The following is an 18,790-nucleotide window of genomic DNA, read 5'->3' on the forward strand; positions in this document are numbered from 1 at the left end:
GGGCTCTGATGACTGAACAACGCAATAACTACCTGGAGGCGCCGGCAATGACCGACCTGGATCGCAATAGCGCCGACATGTACGCCCTGCTGGCGAGCCTCTGGCGCGCCGCCCCCCGAGGCGAGCAGCTCGTCTGGCTGCAAGGCCTGCAGGCCATGCCCGGCCCCTTTGCCAGAGGGCTGGGGCTGGTGCAGCTGGCGGCCAGCAGCCACCACGAGCATGAGCTTGCCGAGGAGTATCAGGATCTCTTTATCGGGCTGGGGCGCGGGGAGATCGTGCCGTTTGCCTCCTGGTATCTCACCGGCTCATTGATGGAGCTGCCACTGGCGGTGCTGCGCGCCGATCTCCAGTCCCTCGGTTTCGAGCGCCAGAGCGGAGTGTGCGAGCCGGAAGATCACCTGGCCGCCCTCTGCGAGGTGATGGCGGTGTTGATTGCCGAGCAGCACCCGGAGCGTAACCGCTTCTATGAACGCCACCTTGCCCCCTGGGTACTGGCCTGCTGCCGCGATCAGCAACAGGCGAAAGGGGGCAGCTTCTACCGGGCGGTCGGTGCTCTTGCCGAAGACTTTTTCAAACTGGAACAGGAACTGCGCCTGCCCTTTGGCAGCCCGGTGGTGACGCAGCCATGACGCTGCTCCACCCACTCATAGCAAAGCCGGCTCACCGCAGCCGACCATAACAACAGAGGTCACAGAAAGATGAGCGATGAACAGCTGAAAGACCCGTCCCGCCGCAATCTGATCAAGGGGGTGGGGGTGGTTGCCACCATAGGCGTGCTGGCCGGTGCCACCGGCCGGGTGGTGGGCAAGGAGGTGCTGACCCACGACACCGAGCCCGACAAGGGCTATCGGGAGACCCCCCATGTTCACGACTTTTATCGCACCCTGCGCGGCACCGACTGAGCCGACTCAGTGAAGGAGAACTCATGAAACTGACGAAACGTGCCGAGCAGCCCCAGGCGGGCGAGCAGGGCAGCTTGCAAGGCGGTTTGCAAAATAATGGGGCCGCTCGCGGTCAGGGGCTGACCCGTCGCGCCTTTATGGTCAACTCGGGTCTGGTGGCCGGTGGCGCCGTGGCCGCCGGCTGGCTGGCGCCGGCCATGATGCAGCGGGCGGAGGCCAAAACCGTGGCAGCCGAGGTGCCGGTCGAGGTGAAGCGCACCATCTGCTCTCACTGCTCGGTGGGCTGCGGCGTTTATGCCGAGGTGCAAAACGGCGTCTGGACCGGGCAGGAGCCGGCCTTCGATCACCCCTTCAACTTGGGCGGTCACTGCGCCAAGGGGGCGGCCCTGCGCGAGCATGGTCACGGCGAGCGTCGCCTCAAGTACCCGATGAAGCTGGTGAGCGGCAAGTGGCAGCGTCTGAGCTGGGAGCAGGCCATCGAAGAGGTGGGCAATGAGGTGCTGCGGCTGCGCAAGGAGTCCGGCCCCGACAGCGTCTACTGGCTCGGCTCCGCCAAGCATTCCAACGAGCAGGCCTACCTGTTTCGCAAGATGGCGTCCCTGTGGGGCACCAACAACGTGGATCACCAGGCGCGGATCTGCCACTCCACCACGGTCGCCGGGGTCGCCAACACCTGGGGCTACGGCGCCATGACCAACAGCCTGAACGACATGCACAACAGCAAGTCGATCATGTTTATCGGCTCCAACCCGGCGGAGGCCCACCCGGTCGCCATGCAGCACATCCTGCTGGCGAAAGAGCGCAACGGCTGCAAGATCCTAGTGGTCGACCCGCGCCGTACCCGCACCGCTGCCAAGGCGGACATGTACCTCTCCCTGCGCCCGGGCACCGACGTCGCCTTTATCTGGGGCATGCTCTGGCACATCTTCAAGAACGGCTGGGAAGATAAAGAGTTCATCCGCACCCGCGTCTACGGCATGGACGAGGTGCAAAAAGAGGTGGCGCGCTGGACCCCGGCCGAAGTGGAACGGGTGACCGGCCTCAACGAACAGCAGGTTCATGGCGCCGCCAAGCTGCTGGCCGACAACCGCCCCGGCTGCGTGGTCTGGTGCATGGGCGGTACCCAGCACACCACCGGCAACAACAACACCCGCGCCTACTGCATCCTCGAACTGGCCCTCGGCAACGTGGGCAAAAGCGGGGCGGGCACCAACATCTTCCGCGGTCACGACAACGTGCAGGGCGCCACCGACTTTGGCGTCACCTCAGACTCCCTGCCCGGTTACTACGGGCTGGAAGAGGGCTCCTGGAAGCACTGGGCCCGGGTGTGGGACGTCGATTACGAGTGGATCAAGGCCCGTTTTGACAACAAGGCCTACAACGGCAAGCTGCCGATGAACAACAACGGCATTCCGGTCTCCCGCTGGGTGGACGGGGTGCTGGAGAACGCCGATCTCATCGAGCAGGGCTCCAACATCCGCGCCATGTTCTACTGGGGCCATGCGGTCAACTCCCAGACCCGCGGCCCCGAGATGAAGAAGGCGATGCAAAAGCTCGACATGATGGTGATTGTCGACCCGTACCCCACCGTCGCCGCCGTCATGAACGATCGCACCGACGGCGTCTACCTGCTGCCGGCCACCACCCAGTTCGAGACCTATGGTTCCGTCACCGCCACCAACCGCTCCATGCAGTGGCGCGACAAGGTGGTCGAGCCGCTGTTCGAATCCAAGGTGGACCACGAGATCATGTATCTCTTGAGCAAGAAGCTCGGCTTTGCCGATGAGCTGTTCAAGCACATCAAGGTGGAGAACAACGAGCCGCTCTTGGAAGACATCACCCGCGAATACAACCGCGGCATGTGGAGCGTGGGTTACACCGGCCAGAGCCCGGAGCGGCTCAAGGCGCACCAGCAGAACTGGCACACCTTCCACAAGACCAACCTCAAGGCCGAAGGGGGCCCGGTCAGCGGCGAAGTGTACGGTCTGCCCTGGCCCTGCTGGGGCACCCCGGAGATGAAACACCCCGGCAGCCATATCCTCTACGACACCAGCATTCCGGTCTCGGAAGGGGGCGGCGGTTTCCGCGCCCGTTTCGGCATCGAGTATCAGGGCGTCTCGCTGCTGGCCGAAGACTCCTGGCCGAAGGGGAGCGAGGTGGAAGACGGCTATCCCGAGATCACCGCCGATCTGCTGAAACAGCTTGGCTGGTGGGACGAGCTGACCGAGGCCGAGAAGAAAGAGGCCGAGGGCAAGAACTGGAAGACCGATCTCTCCGGCGGCATTCAGCGGGTGGCCATCAAGCACGGCTTCGTGCCTTACGGCAACGCCAAGGCGCGCTGCGTGGTGTGGACCTTCCCGGATCAGGTGCCCAAGCACCGCGAGCCGCTCTATACCCCGCGCCGGGATCTGCTGGCCGACTACGCCACCTGGCCGGACGCCAAGAGCCTGTGGCGCCTGCCGACCCAGTACGCCTCGGTGCAGGAGAAGGACGTCAGCAAGGAGTTCCCAATCATCCTTACCTCCGGCCGTCTGGTGGAATACGAGGGTGGCGGCGACGAGACCCGCTCCAACCCCTGGCTGGCCGAGTTGCAGCAGGAGATGTTCGTCGAGATGAACCCGGCGGATGCCAACGATGTCGGCGTGCGCGACGGTCAGGACGTGTGGGTGGAGGGGCCGGAAGGAGGCAGAGTGAAAGTGAAGGCGCTGGTGACCCCGCGGGTCAAACCGGGGCTCGCCTTTATGCCGTTCCACTTCGGCGGTCACTTCGAGGGCCAGGATCTGCGCGCCAAATATCCGGAAGGGTCAGACCCCTATGTGCTGGGGGAGTCGGTCAACATAGTCACCACTTATGGCTATGACCCGGTTACCCAGATGCAGGAGACCAAGGTCACCCTGTGCCGTTTTCGCCAAGTAGGAGCCTGATCTCATGGCCAGAATGAAATTCATGTGTGACACCAAGCGCTGCATCGAGTGCAACGGCTGTGTGACGGCGTGCAAGAACGAGAACGACGATGCCCTGGAGTGGGGCATCCAGCGCCGCCGGGTGGTGACCCTCAACGACGGCCTGCCGGGAGAAACCTCCATCTCGGTGGCCTGCATGCACTGTACCGACGCTCCCTGCATGGCGGTCTGCCCGGCCGACTGCTTCTATCACACCGACGACGGCATAGTTCTGCACAACAAGGATCTCTGCATCGGTTGCGGCTACTGCCTGTTCGCCTGCCCGTTTGGGGCGCCCCAGTTCCCGAAGACCGCCGCCTTCGGCGATCGCGGCAAGATGGACAAGTGCACCTTCTGCGCCGGTGGCCCGGAAGAGGATCACAGCGAGGCGGAGCGCCAGAAGTACGGTGCCAACCGCATCGCCGAGGGCAAGCTGCCCATGTGTGCCGAGCTCTGCTCCACCAAGGCGCTGCTGGCGGGGGATGCGCAGGTCATCTCCGACATCTTCCGCGAGCGGGTCGCCTATCGCGGCGCCAAGGAAGCGGGCTGGGGCAGCGGTGAAGAGCTGTTTTACGACGCCAGCAAGGCGGGCAAGGGAGGGGCGGCATGAAAACCTGGCTAATGGCCCTGTTTGCCGCCCTGCTGCTGGTGAGTACCGCCAGCTTCGCCGACGCCGAGAAAGAGGCGGTCGGCTTTGCCGGCGCCGACTACTGGCGAGCGGTGAAGGACGGGCAGGAGGGGGTGACCACCTCCCGCTCGCCGGAGCACGGGGTGCTGATCTCGGTGCCGGGCCAGCTCTGGTTCGAGGTGAAGACCAAGTGGGTGTCGCCGCTCGGTGCCATCGCCATCTTCGGCTCCTTGGCCATGTGCGGCCTGATGTACTGGGCTGTGGGGCCGACCAGGCTCTCCAAACCGCGCACCGGGCGCAAGCTCAAGCGCTGGAGCCGGCTCGATCGGGCGCTGCACTGGAGCACGGCGGGCATGTTCCTGACCCTGTCCGGGTCGGGGCTGGCCATCATCTATGGCAAGCACTTCATCAAGCCGGTGGTGAGCATGGGGGTGTGGGAGAACTGGATCTGGTTCGCCAAGGTGTTCCACAACTACGTGGGGCCGCTCTTCTTCCTCTGCCTGATGGGAGTGCTCATCAAGTGGTTTCGCCACAACATCGTCAACATGGTGGACGTGCAGTGGTTTATGAAGGCGGGCGGCATGCTGGGGCCCCACAAGGGGAGTCACCCCTCGGCGGGCTTCTCCAACGGCGGCGAGAAGGCGATCTTCTGGCTGCTGATCTGGTTTGGCGGCATCGTGGTGGCGACCGGGCTGTTTCTGGACTTCCCCATCTTCGGCCAGCTGCGCCGCCAGATGGAGTGGGCCAGTTTCATCCACATCGTCGGGGCCCTCATCCTCATCTGCGGCTTCATCTTCCATATCTACATGGGCCTGTTCCAGCTGGAAGGGGCGCTGGAGGGGATGATCAGCGGCGAGGTGGACGAAACCTGGGCCAAGGAGCACCACGACCTCTGGTATGAAGAGGTGAAGCACACTCTCGATGAGCCGAAGGCGGGCAAGTCAGGCTGAGGCTGATCGCGACATCAGGATGAAAGAGAAGGGGCGCTGCGGCGCCCCTTTGTTGTGTCTGCCGCTCAGAGCGGTGGCTGCAGCGGCAGCCGGATGCGGTAGCAGAGCCCCTCGCCGGGGGGGCTGGTGACGGCAAGCTGGCCGTGCAGGTTGTTCTCCACCAGATTGTGGATGCGACAGGCGCTCAGCCCGCAGTGGCGGGCGTCACCGCGCAGGGTGGTGAAGAAGGGCTCGAACAGATGGGCCAGCTGCTCGGCCGCCATGCCGGGGCCGTTGTCCCGGTAGATCAGCAGCAGCTCGCTGCCGGCCCGCTCCACCTGCAGGGAGAGGCGGTGTTCCCCCGGCCCCTTGAAGGCGTGCTCCATGCTGTTCTTGATGAGCTCCTGCACCAGGTCGAGAAACAGCGACTCGGGGGCGGTCAGGGTGACCTCTTCGCCGCCCAGATCGGCGTTGACCCGGGCGATGAGAAACTCGGGGGTGAAGGCCTGCAGCAGCTTGCGTAGGCTCTTCTGTACGGCGAAGGGGGTGGCGGGCAGTTCGGTCTGATCCCGGGTCAGCTCCTTGAAGCGGGTCACCAGCAGGGCGACCCGGCGCAGGCTGGACTCCACCAGCTCGGTGCCCTCCTTGATGTCGGTGAGCTGCTGCTGGAGCAGGCGCTGCCCCAGCATGCCGTTTTGCACCGCGCTGGCCAGCAGATCGCCGGCGCCGTGAATGAGGCTGGAGGCGGTGATGCCGATGCCGATGGGGGTGTTGATCTCGTGGGCGATGCCGGCGGTGAGCTGAAACAGGCTCTGGTAGAGCTGCACCTTGGCCTGCTGGCGCCCCAGCTCCTTGAGGCGCAGCTGGTTTTGCACCCGGGCCAGCACCTCGAGCTGGTGGAACGGCTTGGATACATAGTCGCAGCCGCCGGCCTGAAAGGCCTGCTCGAGCGCCCCGATCCCGCTGTTGGTGCTGATGAAGAGTACCGGCAGGCACCACTGGCCCGGCAACTGCTTGATGCGGCGGCACGCCTCGTAACCGTCCATCACCGGCATGTTGATGTCCATCAGCACCAGATCGGGGGGGAACTCGGTGGCGGCATCCACCGCCTGCAGGCCGTCGGTGGCCTCCCGCACCCGGTAACCCGCCTCTTCCAGCAGACTGCGCAAGATGTAGCGGTTGGATGCCATGTCATCGACGATCAGGATTTCACTCATCTGTGTGTTCTCTCCTGCCCCCGGGAACCTCTCCCTGCCGGTGGCCTGCTGTTGAGCATAGTTGGCCGCTCTCTGCGGCGCGTGGCCGGTATGAGACCATCATCCACCTCGGCGCGGATTTTGGCCGCAGGGTATGCCCAAGCTCACAAAACTAAACAGGCAAACGTCATATGATTGATTTCATTATGAGTCTTGCTCTCCTGCCGAACGGCAATTTCACGTAAATCAAAGAGAATGACTATGGCTACCGGACAATATCTGCTGTGGAAAGATGCACAGGGACAAGATTTTCGCCCCGTTGCACTGACTGGCACCGATCTGCTCAACGATCGCAATCTCAACAAGGGCACCGCCTTTACCGAACAGGAGCGCGCCGACTTCGAGCTCGACGGCCTGTTGCCTCCCCAGGTGCAAACCTTCGAAGCCCAGCTGGATCGGGTCTATCAGGGCTTTTTGAGCGCCTGCAGCGACATCGAGAAGTATCAGAACCTGCGGGCATTGCAGGATCGCAACGAGACCCTGTTCTACGCCCTGCTGGCGCGCCACGTGGAGGAGATGACCCCCATCATCTACACCCCGACCGTGGGCAAGGCATGCCAGGAGTTCAGCCACCGCTACCAGAAGGCGCGCGGCCTCTACATCACCCCGAAGAACGTCGATGACATGGGCTCCCTGGCCCGTCAGCTGGATGCCAAATCGGTGCGCATCATCGTCGTGACCGACAGCCAGGGGATCCTGGGGATCGGTGACCAGGGGGTGGGCGGCATGGGGATTCCCATCGGCAAGCTCTCCCTCTATACCCTGGCCGCTGGCATTCACCCCGCCTGCTGCCTGCCTATCGCGCTCGACGTGGGCACCGACAATCAGGCGCTGCTGGATGATCCCATGTACCTGGGTCAGCCCCACAAGCGCATTCGCGGCAAGGAGTACGACGACTTCATCGACAAGTTCGTGGCCGGGGTCAAGCGCCACTTCCCGAACGCCGTGCTGCAGTGGGAGGACTTCAGCAAGTCCAACGCCTTCAACAATCTCTCCCGCTATCAGCAGTCGCTGCCGTCGTTCAACGACGACATCCAGGGCACAGGTGCCGTGGTGCTGGCGGGCATCATAGGGGCGGTCAAGGTCAAGGGCGAGACCCTGGGCCAGCAGAACTACCTGGTCTATGGCGCCGGTGCCGGCGGGGTCGGGGTGGCGGATCAGATCTGCGCGGGCATGATCCGCGAAGGGCTGGATCCGCAGGCGGCTCGCGATCGCATCTACATCCTGGATACCCAGGGGCTGGTGTGTGACAACCGAGAGGGGCTCGACGAGTACAAGCGCCGCTACGCCAAGCCGGGCCTGCTGCTGGCCGGCTGGGACACCGAGGTGCCCGGCAAGGCCAACCTGACCGACGTGCTGCGCCACGTGCCGATCACCGTGCTGCTGGGCACCAGCGGCTCGGGCGGCGCCTTCAAGGAGGAGCACGTGCAGCTGATGCAAAAACACTGCGCGCGCCCCATGGTGTTCCCGCTCTCCAACCCGACCGCCAACTGCGAGGCGCTGCCGGACGATATCTATCGCTGGAGCCAGGGCAAGGCCATTGTCGCCACCGGCAGCCCGTTCAAGGATGTGCACTACGAAGGGCAGGAGTTCCGGGTCGGTCAGGGCAACAACGTCTTCATCTTCCCGGGGGTGGGTCTGGCGGCCATCGTCAGCCAGATCCGCGAAATTACGCCGGACATTTTCACCACCGCCGCCTTTGCGCTGGCAGAGTGCGTGAGCGAGGTGGACCTGGCCAAGGGGGCCGTCTATCCGCGCATTCGCGAGCTTCGCAACATCTCGGTGCACGTGGCGACGGCGGTGCTCAAGGACATAGTGCGGCGGGATCCTTCCCACCCGCTGATCGGTCAGGATCTGCAGCAGCATATCCTCAACCACATGTGGGAGCCGGTCTACCTGCCCTATCGCCGGGTATGATGGCCGCAAGCTTGCAGTTGCAATAGAAGGAGGGTGGCCATGGCCACCCTCCTTTTTTGTTACCTGAGCTGTCAGCCGCGCAGCGGCAGCCAGTGCCCCGCCTTGCTGCGGCAGGCGGTGTCCTGCCACTGCTGGCTGGTCTGGCCTATATAGAGCTGCTCGCGGTAGTCGCGGCACCAGAGGCCGTTGGGGTGGCGAAAGGTGCGCAGCGGGGTGACGCTGCCTGAGTGGCGGTTGGCGGAGTTGAACCAGGTGAGGCTCTGGCCCTTGGGGCGGGTTTGCAGCGCCTCGGCCAGCGCCTGATTGGCCAGCGCCACGTCCTGCTTGTCCATCTGGTGATAGAACGGGGCGGCTGGCTGGGTGGCACAGGCGGACAACCACATTGCCAGGCAGATCAGCAGATAACGGCTCATGGTTGCACCTTGCTGTTGAACCCTTGCTGGATCAGCGCTTGCTCTTGCGCATCGGTCAGGGTCTGGCCGCGATCGTCGACCGTACCGTCGCCCCGGATCTGGTTGCCACTGGCATCGACGGCATCTACCCCGTTGTCGTCGATCGTGCCGTCACCCCGGATCTTGTTGCCATTGGCGTCGACGGCGTCTACCCCGTTGTCGTCGACCGTACCGTCACCCCGGATCTCGTTGCCATTGGCGTCGACGGCATCCATGCCATTGTCGTCGACCGTGCCGTCACCACGGATCTCGTTGCCGTTGGTATCGACGGCGTCTACCCCGTTGTCATCGAGGCCGTTGCCGAGGCCACGCCCGCCACCATGACGATCTCCGCCGGCGTGGCGGTCCTCTCCGCCATGCTGTTCACCACCGGCATGCCGATCACCCCCTGCATGCTGCTCGCCGCCGGCGTGTTCCCCACCGCCGTTGTCATCACCACCATGGTTGCTGTCGCTGCCGCCATCGTGACTGCTTCCACCGCTGTTGCTACCGCCATCGCTGTCACTGCCTCCACCACCACTGCTGCCGCTGCCATCGCTGTCACTACCTCCACCACTGCTACCGCCGCCATCGCTGTCACTACCTCCACCGCTGCTGCCACCGCCGTCGCTGTCACTGCCTCCACTACTGCTATCGCCTCCGCCGCTGCTTCCTCCTCCACCGTTTCCACTGCCGCCGCCACTGCCATCGCCATCCTTGTTGTGAACGATCAGCCCATTGGCGACATAGCTGTGGCTGCCATCCAGGATCAGGTTGAACAGTGCGGTGGTGGGCGGGGCGTCAAGCCAGCAGAGGGACTCCACTAGTAGTTCGACGGGGTGCGGGGCCAGCGCCAGGTTGCCTGCGCTGCCGTGTTCCGACCAACCCAGCAGATGCATGCCGGTAAAGAGCGGCAGCACGGCGAGGGTCGGATTTTCGGTGCGGGTCATGGCCGGGGCGATGGCCGCCCAGCCGCGGGTGGTCAGCAAGGGGTGTTCGGCGGTGAAGAAGGGGGCCAGCCGGTTGAGCCCGTAGAGCCTGCGCTCTCCCAGCAGTACCCGTTCGATCGCCAGGATCCGGTTGCTGTGGCCATATTGATCCCGTACCCGTTCACCGATCCGCAGGGTCTCGATGGGACGCTCCTCCCCATCGGCCATCAGGATGCGGGTGCCGGCCACGAAACAAGACTTGGTATAGGCCTGATTCAGCTGCCATTGATGGTGGCTGAAGTCATAGCTCAGCGGGGTGGCAAACAGGGCCAGGGCGATGGCCGAGCCCACCAGCAGTCGACGCTGGCTGGGCTTGAAAGCGGGCAGTGACATGGGGGACTCCTTGTCCGGCTGGGTTCACGCCATCAAGTATAGAGGGGGCCGGTGGCGGGGCAGGGGCAACACCTGACAACAAAACAGCGTGGAAAAACGATTGGCGTCGGCCATAAAAGTGCGTAAAATCGCTTCCTCGATGCTTGTAGCAACGAATCCCGCCTAAAAAGCCAGTTTCATGCTCTCCCCAAGCAGTAAGAGGCAACAAATGACGCCGAATGGCTCATTCAGTGCCTTGAAAAAGTCTTGTGATAACTGAAAAGTGTCAAATATCCCTGTCAGTTATCAAAAAATTAAGGACATCCATGTTTTCCTTAGTCAAGCAAAGTGTCGCCGGGCTGCAAATCCTGTTTGTCGCCTTCGGTGCCATGGTTCTGGTGCCCCTGCTCACCGGACTGAACCCCTCCATGGCCCTGCTTGGCGCCGGTGTGGGCACCCTGCTGTTCCAGCTCTGCACCCGCCGCCAGGTCCCGATTTTCCTCGGTTCCAGCTTTGCCTTCATCGCCCCCATCATTTATGCCACCCAAACCTGGGGCCTGCCCTCCACCATGTTCGGCCTGTTTGCCGCCGGTTTCATGTACTTCATCCTGGCCGCGCTCATTCGCGTGCGTGGGATGGGCTTCGTGCACAAACTGCTGCCGCCGGTGGTGATTGGTCCGGTGATCATGGTGATCGGTCTGTCGGTCGCCCAGGTGGCCTGCAACATGGCGATGGGCCGCGCCGGTGGTGAGCAGGTGGTGCCAGCCTCGGTTGCGCTGACCCTGGCCGGCATCTCGCTGGCGGTGACCCTGATTGCGGCGGTGTTCTGCAAGGGCTGGATCAAGCTCATCCCCATCCTCTCCGGCGTCATCGCCGGTTATGTGGCCGCCGTGCTGATGGGGCAGGTGAGCTTTGATGGCATGGTGAACGCCCCCTGGTTGGCGATGCCCCACTTCGTGACCCCCGAGATCAACTGGGCCGCGGCGCTGTTCATGCTGCCGGTGGCCATCGCCCCCTGTATCGAACACATCGGCGGCGTGCTGGCCATCGGTGGCGTGACGGGCAAGGATTACACCAAGAACCCGGGTCTGCACCGTACCCTCGCCGGTGACGGCATCGGCGTCTGCTTCGCCGGATTCATCGGTGGTCCCCCCGTTACCACCTATGCCGAAGTGACCGGCGCCGTGATGATCACTCGCAACTTCAACCCGGTCACCATGACCTGGGCCGCGGTGTTCGCCATCATTCTGGCCTTCTTCGGCAAGTTCAACGCCCTGCTCACCTCCATCCCGATGCCGGTGATGGGCGGCATCATGCTGCTGCTGTTCGGATCCATCGCCGCCATCGGTCTCAAGACCCTGGTGGAGTCCAAGGTGGATCTGGGGCTGTCGCGCAACATCGCCATCGTGGCCGTGACCCTGACCGTGGGTGTCGGTGCGCTGGAGATGAAGATCGGTGACTTCGCCCTGGCGGGTGTGGGCCTGGCCTCGGTGGCCGCCATCCTGCTCAACCTCATCCTGCCCCAGCATTCTGAAGAGGGTGCCATGGAGAGCGCCAAGGATTAAATCCCTGCGTTGACTTGCATTGAGATGATGAAAAAGAGGCCACCCCAGGGTGGCCTCTCTGTTTTGTCGGTGCGCTGGACCCGAGGTTCAGGGCTAAGGGCTCAGGGCGCCAGCGTCAATACCCGCACCCACATGGCCCCTTTGCCCACCGGCTGGCGTGCCTGCAGGGTGAGGGCGCCACTGGCCGGATCGATGCGGTGCAGCGCCAGCTGGTGGGAAGCCTGCCCTGCCGCCAGCAGCCAACGGCCCTGCCCGTCGATGGCAAAGCCGCGCGGCATGGTTTCGGTGGGGAAGTGGCCGACCACCCCGAGCTCGCCATCCGGCGCAATGGCGAACTGGGTCAGCAGGCTGCTGGCCCGCTCGCTGCTGTAGAGAAAGCGCCCATCCGGCGTCACGTGCAGATCCGCGCCCCAGTACTCCCCATGATAACCGGCGGGCAGCATCTCCAGGCTCTGGCACAGTGTGATGTCGCCATCGGCGCTACGCCGGTAGCGGTTGATGGTGCAGTCGAGCTCGTTCAGGCAATAGAGGTCGCCATTGCTTGGGTGCAGCGCCAGATGGCGCGGGCCGGCGCCGCTGGCGGTCTGCAGATCCCCCAGCGGATGGGGGCGCAGCCGACCCTCCCGGCAGAGCACAAAGCGGCGGATACGGTCCTCCTTGAGGCAGGCGACCAGCACCTCCTGCTCGCCCCGGTCGTCGGTGGCCAGCAGGGTGACCGAGTGGGCGGCCTGCAAGCCGTCAAGCTGCTGGTGGGGCGGCGCTGCCCGACCGGTGCTGCCGATGGCGGAGACGGTGACATGATTGAAGGCATAGGAGGCTGCCAGCAGGAAGCGGCCGTTGGCCGAGATGGCGGTGTGGGAGGCGCTGCCCGCCAGCGGCGCCGAGCTCGGCTCGCTGAGCCGGCCATCCACGCCAATCCGGTAGCTGATGAGCGCAAAATCGGGCCGTACGGCGGCATGGAGCCAGTGCCCGTCCGGGCTGATCACCAGCGGCTGGACCTGGCCCGGGGTGTCGACCACTTGCAATGGCGCGAGCTCCCCGCTCCCGGCCAGAGCGAACACATGGATTTGCTGGCTGGCGGGGCTCGCCACATAAACGACCTGCTGCATCTGCTCTCTACTCCTTGTCATGGGCAACGGCGGTCATCTTATCCTCTTTCGGGCCCGCTCTGGCCTACTCTTTTGCCCGCCCCGGGCAGACCACCTGACGGGCCTTGAGGTGGTAGAGCTCCACCTGCGGGTGGCTGAAGAAGCCCACTTCCCACGGGTTCTTCTGCACGAAGGCGGCACGGATGGGCTCGAACAGCGGGTGATCCTGCGGGATCTGGTAGGCATCGGCGGCGATGATGGTGTAGTTCCACTCGATGGCGCGGGTGTAGGTGAACACTGCCCGCGAGTCGATGGCGAAGTGGCAGCGGTCGTCGCGCTTGAGCAACTGCGACTTGAAGGTCTCGGGGAAGGTGATGAAGAAGATATCGTCCTCATCGGAGGAGAGAAACGCCAACACAGTGGTGTGCGGCTGGGACTGGGCCCGGGTCACCAGCACCCCGATCTTGTTCTCCACTTCGCGCAGGTCAGGTACCGGCAGGCCGGTGAGCGGGGTGACCGGCAGCTCGCGAGCGGGGCGTTCATCGGCCGGATGCTGATAGTCCGGCCGGGCGAAGCCATAGACCACCCGGTTGCCGTACCAGAGCTCGAACTGCAGCGGGGTGACCTGCACCTTGTCCGGGGCGGTTTTTGTTATCACCCCCTTGTAGGAGACGCGATAGACGCTCAAGGAGGCGTCGTACTCGTCGACCCCGGTGCGGTTGTCCAGATGCAGGGTGATCTTCTCCCCCACTGCCAGCTGGTGCCCCTTGGGGAAGCTCAGCAACAGCTCGTCACCGGCCTGGATCTCGACCCCGCAGATGTAGACGCCGGTCTCCTTGCTGGCGGGGTCGACATAGGTAGCGGCCACCCCGAGCAGGGGAGAGCCGAGAAAAGAGAGCAGAGAGGATTGGGAACTCATTGGCGCACCTTGGCAAATGTGGGGGTTGGCCCCTCAGTGTATCGCGGCCGGCCCGGATTGGCAGACCCCCTCACTGGGGGAGGTAAGCGCTTCAGGCTAGCGGCAAACGGTGGCCCATTCTGGCCGGCACGTCACAAAACCAGCGTGGGCGGCCGGCCGCCGACCATAAAAAAGGTTCTTCGCGGGATCTTGGGGAAGTGGAAGTTGACAGACAGGGTGCTGGTAAACTGGCTGTCTCCAAACACACCACCACCATCACCCTGCTGTCGCCGTGCATCATATTGATATTGCCTCCTTCTGGCCAGGTTATACCGTCATCGCCCAAGCGCTTTCTGCCAACCATCACACCCTGTTTACCCTTGAGCCTCGCGCCGACTTCTTGCCCCGTTGTCGCCGATGCCTGCAACCCACGCCATTGATCCACGACCAACGTATCCGCCGGGTGCGTGAGCGAGACCTATTTGACCGACAAGTCTGGTTACAACTGCCTGTTCGCCGCGTCGACTGTCTGCGCTGTGGTCGCGTCAGTGAACATATCGACTGGCTCCCCTCTGGCTCCCGCCTCACCCGGCGCATGCAGTGCTGGATTGAAGCGCTCGTTCAGTACCTCCCCATCCGCCATGTCAGCCAGCTCACCGGGGTCGGTTGGCACACCATCAAGGAGATCGACAAGCGCCGTTTGCAGACCAGTGTGGGCACCATCGAACTTGGGGAGGTGCGGCGGCTGGTGATGGATGAGTTTGCCCTGCACAAGGGACACCGCTATGCCACCGTGATCATGGATGCCGAGCGAACCCGCGTCCTGTGGGTGGGGCACGGCAACAGCCGGGCCGCTATCCGTCCCTTCTTCGAGCAGCTCGGCGAGCGATGCCAGCAGATTGAAGCGGTGGCGATGGACATGAACACGGCGTTCGACCTGGAGGTGAAGCAACACTGCCCGCAGGCGGAGGTGGTCTACGACCTGTTCCACGTGGTGGCTCGCTATGGCCGAGAGGTGGTGGACCGGGTGCGAGTGGAGCAGGCGAATGCACTGAAAAGCGATAAACCGGCGCGAAAAGTGGTCAAAAGTGCGCGTTGGTTGCTGCTACGTAATCGGGCGAAGTTGAGTGAAAAACAGGATGTGAAGTTGCAGGAGCTGTTGGCGGCGAATCAACCGCTGGCGATGGTGTACGTGCTGAAAGAGGGGTTGAAGGGCATCTGGTATGCGCCGAGCGTGTGGGAAGGATGGCGACGATGGCGGAGCTGGATGCGGCAGGTGAAGGAAAGCGGGCTAGCGCCGCTGCAACGATTTGGTCGAAATTTATCGAAATATATGCGGGGGATCCTGGCGAGTGCAAACTACCCGATGCACACGAGTGTGCTGGAAGGGGTGAACAACAAGATCAAAGTGATAAAGCGTATGGCATATGGATTTAGGGACTCAGAATACTTTTTTCTGAAAATCAAGGCGGCCTTCCCCGGAAAGCCGCGATGAACCATAAAAAAGGCCCCTTGCGGGGCCTTCGAGTGGCATGGCGTGCTGCCTTAGCCGGGCTGGGCACCCGGCAGGGCAGGAGGCTGGGCGGAGTCGGACTCCACCTTCTGCTCTTCGCCCTTCATGTTCTTGATGTAGACGTCCATCTGGTTGAACGCAATCTCGATGCCGTTGGCCTTGAACAGGGCGTCGATCTTGCGGTTCAGCTCGTCCACCGCCGGGTTGCGATCGCCGAGCTCGCTCACGAAGAAGCGCAGCTCGTGATCCAGGGTGCTGGGGCCGAAGGTGAGGAAGTAGACGATGGGGGCCGGGTCTTTCAAGACGCGGCTGTTGTCGTCCGCCGCCTGTTTCAGCAGGGTGCGGGTCAGCTCCAGATCCGAGCCGTAGGCCACACCTACCCGCACGATGACGCGGGTGACGGTGTCGCTCAGCGACCAGTTGATCAGCCGCTCGGTCATCAGCACCTTGTTGGGGATGATCACCTCCTTGCGGTCGAAGTCGGTGATGGTGGTGGCGCGGATGCGGATCTTGGAGACGGTGCCGGAGAAGGTACCGATGGTGACGGTGTCACCGATCCGCACCGGACGCTCGAACAGAATGATGATGCCGGAGACGAAGTTGCCGACCACCTCCTGCAGACCGAAACCGATACCGACCGTCAGACCGGCGGCGAGCCATTGCAGCTTGTCCCACTGCATGCCCATCAGGGAGAGGGCGGTGAGGGTACCGACCCCGATCAGCACATAGTTGAGCATGGTGGTGATGGCGTAGGCCGTACCCTGGGCCAGGCGCAGTTTGGAGAGCACCAACACCTCCAGCAGACCTGGCAGGTTGCGAGCCAGTGACCAGGCCGCCCCCAGCATGAAGATGGCGGTCAGCACATCGCTCAGGCTGACGGGGTAGAGCACCGCATTGGCGCCGGAGCCCACGCTCTTGTGCCACAGCACCATGCTGTCGAGGTAGGAGAAGACCGCCACCAGATCGGACCAGAGCCAGTAGAAAGCGACGCCGAACACCAGCAGCAGCACGGTGCGGGTCAGGCGCAGGGACTGCTGGCTGACATCCTCCAGATCCATGGGCTGCTCTTCGATGGACTCACCCCCTTCCGCATCTTCCGAGGACTTGTGCTCGCGCTTGGCCACCGCACGGCGATAGGCCAGGCGGCGGGCCGCCAGCTCCAGCCCGCGCAGGGCGGTGCGGTAGACCAGGCTCCAGATGATGATGAGGTAGAAGGATTCGATCAGCCGGCCGGTCAGCTTGAGGGCGGTGTAGTAGTAGCCCAGCCCGACCAGCACCATCAGCGCCACCGGTGCCAGCGCCAGGGCGATGGCGGTGATGGACTGCTGCATGCTCGCCTCGCCCTTGATGCGGGCGCGGGAGATGGGGAACACCAGGTAGGCGGCCAGCCCCAGCAGGGCCAGGGTCAGCGCCTGACCCACCACGTCGTTGCCCAGCGACGAGGGTTCTACCACCGCCTTGGTCGACAGCATGATGAGCGGCAGCAAGGGCACCCACAGGTAGCGCATGCTGGTGCGCTTGGCCTGCAGCTCGGCTCTGGCAATGCGGAAATGGGTCTCGGCAATGCCGCCCGGCCGCATCACCGCCAGATAGACGCTGAACACCAGGTAACCGAGCGCCAGGTTGAGGGTGATCTGGAAAATCAGCTTGGAGCTGAGCAGACCGCAGTCGGTCAGCAGCAGGCCGGCAGCCAGGATGAACAGGCTGCCCGGCAGGCGCTGCAGCACGGTAAACAACAGGGCACGCGGGGTGTGCCACTGGCTGTCCTGACGAAAACGCCCCAGATCCTTGGTGATCTTCTTCTGCCGCTCCACCAGCGCCGGACGCTTCCAGATCAGCAGACCACCCACCAGCAGCAGCGGGAAGGCGAGCAGGGTGATGGGCAGCAAGGTTTCACCCCAGCCGCTCCAGTCCGGTTTCAGCACCCAGTCGGAGGCCTGCTTGTAGGCCTGGGCCGGCCAGCTGATGAACCACTTGCCATCGATGGGCTTGTTGCTGCTCACCCAGAAGATGTGCTGCTGCAGGGTAAATTCGATGGAGGAGTAGATCCGCGCCAGCTGCTGCTGGGTCAGCTGCAGGCTGATGGCGTTGGTCAGCTGGGCATCCAGCTGGCGGTTGAGCTGGTCGAGCAGGCTGATGCGGGTGTCGAGCAGCTTGGAGAGGCTGGTTCTGTCCTCCTCGCTCACCGGCTCGCTGCTGTTGGCGATCAGGTTGTCCAGATACTGGGTCTTCTGGAACAGCTGGTCGCGCTGCTGGCTCAGCTCGAACTGGGCCAGGTGCAGGTCGGCGATCTGCTCTTCCAGGTTCTTCACCAGCGTGGAAGGCGACGACTCCAGCTGTTGATAGAGCTGGTAGAGAATGCGTGACAGCAACAGGTTGCCCTTGAGCATCTGCACTTGTTCGTTGAGGTTGCGCTCGGTCTGGGTGCCGCGCTCCAGCCAGCTCTTGGCCTGCAGGTTCTTCTGCACCAGCGAGTTGAGGTTGGTGGTGGCGCTGACCAGCTGCTGGCTGAGCTGATGGTTGAGCTCCTGCTCTTTTTGTACCAGCGGGTTGTCATCCGCGGCGACCAGCTCGCCGGTCTGCTCGGCGGTCTTTTCGGTGTCACCGAGGCGCTTGGCACTGCTCTGCTCTTGCAGCAGTTGCAGCTTCTGCTCTTCGCTCGCGAGGCGGGCGCTCTGGTAGTCGCGCTGCTTGACCGCCAGATCCTGCATGCTGGTGCGGTTATCCAGCTGCTGTTGCAGGTTGGCCAGTTGCAGCTCCTGCAAGGCCAGCTCGGCGCCCAGCTTCATCTTCTCGGCACCGCTCACCCCATCACCGGCATTGAGGCGGGTACGGATCTCCTGGCTGCGCTGATAGGCGCGGCTCATCAGGGCCTGGGCCCGCTCCGGCAGGGTTTGCAGGCTGGTGATCTGGCTGCCGATGGTGCCGAGGGCTTCCTGGGCATCCTGCATGTTGGCCATGACGTCGGGCTGGCGACTCTCCAGCTCGCTCAGGCTCATGCTGGCGTATTCACTCTTGATCTGCTCGGCACTCTTGTTCTGGGTCAGGGCATCGAGCTTGGCGCTGATGTCCCTGAGCTCGGCCGGCAGGGAACGGATGCGCTCGCTCTGGCTCTTGGCCTTGCTCTTCTCCTTCTCGATGCTGTCGAGCAGGGTGAGGGTGTCGGTCAGGAATTTCTGGTCGGCCTGCTGGCTGACGGTGAGGGTATCAGACTTGCCAAGGGCATCGAGCGCCCGCTGCACACTGGCACGTGAGGGCACATCCTGCGCCATGGCTTGCGGGGCGCAGAGGCTGACGAGTAAGCAGAGCAGCGGCAACAGGGTGGCCGAGGCTCTTTTGAAGCGTGTTGAGAGCATAAAACTTCCGGGTTATTACGCGATATTTGGGAGATTTCCCACTTGGATTAAATCCGCGTGGATT

General features: G+C 63.5%; 14 protein-coding genes. 8 read left to right on the top strand and 6 right to left on the bottom strand.

The window, feature by feature from the left end; translation table 11 throughout:
- Nucleotides 1–8: 8 nt before the first annotated feature.
- From C2U40_RS05220 to C2U40_RS05240, 5 genes are all read left to right on the top strand, one after another.
- On the top strand, nucleotides 9–629 hold the full coding sequence (locus C2U40_RS05220; RefSeq protein ID WP_103829189.1) for a TorD/DmsD family molecular chaperone: 621 nt from the start codon (nucleotides 9–11) through the stop codon (nucleotides 627–629).
- Nucleotides 630–698: 69 nt separating this feature from the next.
- Nucleotides 699–902, top strand: coding sequence for a transcriptional initiation protein Tat (locus C2U40_RS05225; RefSeq protein WP_005303194.1), 204 nt, complete (start codon nucleotides 699–701; stop codon nucleotides 900–902).
- 23 nt (nucleotides 903–925) lie between these two features.
- Entirely contained in the window at nucleotides 926–3,826 is a 2,901-nt protein-coding gene (locus tag C2U40_RS05230; protein WP_103829188.1) for a formate dehydrogenase subunit alpha, read from the top strand.
- Between the two features lie 4 nt (nucleotides 3,827–3,830).
- Entirely contained in the window at nucleotides 3,831–4,454 is a 624-nt protein-coding gene (gene fdh3B, locus C2U40_RS05235) for a formate dehydrogenase FDH3 subunit beta (RefSeq protein WP_011706855.1), read from the top strand.
- A complete protein-coding gene (locus tag C2U40_RS05240; protein ID WP_103829187.1) occupies nucleotides 4,451–5,422 on the top strand; it encodes a formate dehydrogenase subunit gamma in 972 nt (323 codons plus the stop codon). Before fdh3B ends, C2U40_RS05240 begins: the two co-directional genes overlap by 4 nt.
- Nucleotides 5,423–5,487: 65 nt before the next feature.
- On the opposite strand, the gene C2U40_RS05245 is transcribed toward C2U40_RS05240, so the two are convergent.
- Nucleotides 5,488–6,618, bottom strand: coding sequence for a hybrid sensor histidine kinase/response regulator (locus C2U40_RS05245; protein WP_060390040.1), 1,131 nt, complete (start codon nucleotides 6,616–6,618; stop codon nucleotides 5,488–5,490).
- Nucleotides 6,619–6,858: 240 nt separating this feature from the next.
- Between C2U40_RS05245 and C2U40_RS05250 the strand changes: the two genes are divergently transcribed.
- On the top strand, nucleotides 6,859–8,574 hold the full coding sequence (locus tag C2U40_RS05250) for an NAD-dependent malic enzyme (protein WP_024944164.1): 1,716 nt from the start codon (nucleotides 6,859–6,861) through the stop codon (nucleotides 8,572–8,574).
- A gap of 71 nt (nucleotides 8,575–8,645) precedes the next feature.
- On the opposite strand, the gene C2U40_RS05255 is transcribed toward C2U40_RS05250, so the two are convergent.
- Together C2U40_RS05255 and C2U40_RS05260 are read right to left on the bottom strand one after the other, a co-directional pair.
- Entirely contained in the window at nucleotides 8,646–8,987 is a 342-nt protein-coding gene (locus C2U40_RS05255) for an RT0821/Lpp0805 family surface protein (RefSeq protein ID WP_103829186.1), read from the bottom strand.
- Nucleotides 8,984–10,327, bottom strand: coding sequence for a hypothetical protein (locus C2U40_RS05260; protein WP_103829185.1), 1,344 nt, complete (start codon nucleotides 10,325–10,327; stop codon nucleotides 8,984–8,986). The genes C2U40_RS05255 and C2U40_RS05260 overlap by 4 nt, the downstream gene beginning before the upstream one ends.
- Before the next feature lie 305 nt (nucleotides 10,328–10,632).
- Here C2U40_RS05260 and C2U40_RS05265 point away from each other — a divergent pair, with 305 nt between their 5' ends.
- A complete protein-coding gene (locus C2U40_RS05265; protein WP_181014965.1) occupies nucleotides 10,633–11,871 on the top strand; it encodes a uracil-xanthine permease family protein in 1,239 nt (412 codons plus the stop codon).
- 101 nt (nucleotides 11,872–11,972) lie between these two features.
- Here C2U40_RS05265 and pgl read toward each other — a convergent pair whose 3' ends face one another.
- Complete coding sequence (pgl, locus tag C2U40_RS05270) at nucleotides 11,973–12,980, bottom strand: 6-phosphogluconolactonase (protein WP_103829183.1); 1,008 nt, start codon at nucleotides 12,978–12,980, stop codon at nucleotides 11,973–11,975.
- 64 nt (nucleotides 12,981–13,044) lie between these two features.
- Complete coding sequence (locus C2U40_RS05275; RefSeq protein ID WP_103829182.1) at nucleotides 13,045–13,878, bottom strand: hypothetical protein; 834 nt, start codon at nucleotides 13,876–13,878, stop codon at nucleotides 13,045–13,047.
- A gap of 271 nt (nucleotides 13,879–14,149) precedes the next feature.
- On the opposite strand from C2U40_RS05275, the gene C2U40_RS05280 reads away from it, so the two are divergent.
- Complete coding sequence (locus C2U40_RS05280; RefSeq protein WP_081000878.1) at nucleotides 14,150–15,352, top strand: ISL3-like element ISAeme19 family transposase; 1,203 nt, start codon at nucleotides 14,150–14,152, stop codon at nucleotides 15,350–15,352.
- A 50-nt stretch (nucleotides 15,353–15,402) separates the two neighbouring features.
- Here the strand turns inward: C2U40_RS05280 and mscK are convergent, their stop codons facing one another.
- Nucleotides 15,403–18,726 (bottom strand): mechanosensitive channel MscK, encoded by a 3,324-nt coding sequence (gene mscK / locus C2U40_RS05285; RefSeq protein ID WP_039215032.1) that lies wholly within the window; start codon nucleotides 18,724–18,726, stop codon nucleotides 15,403–15,405.
- Between the last annotated feature and the right edge of the window lie 64 nt (nucleotides 18,727–18,790).

The organism is Aeromonas sp. ASNIH4 (assembly GCF_002934425.1).
In the GTDB taxonomy this organism is placed as follows: Bacteria; Pseudomonadota; Gammaproteobacteria; order Enterobacterales; family Aeromonadaceae; genus Aeromonas; species Aeromonas hydrophila.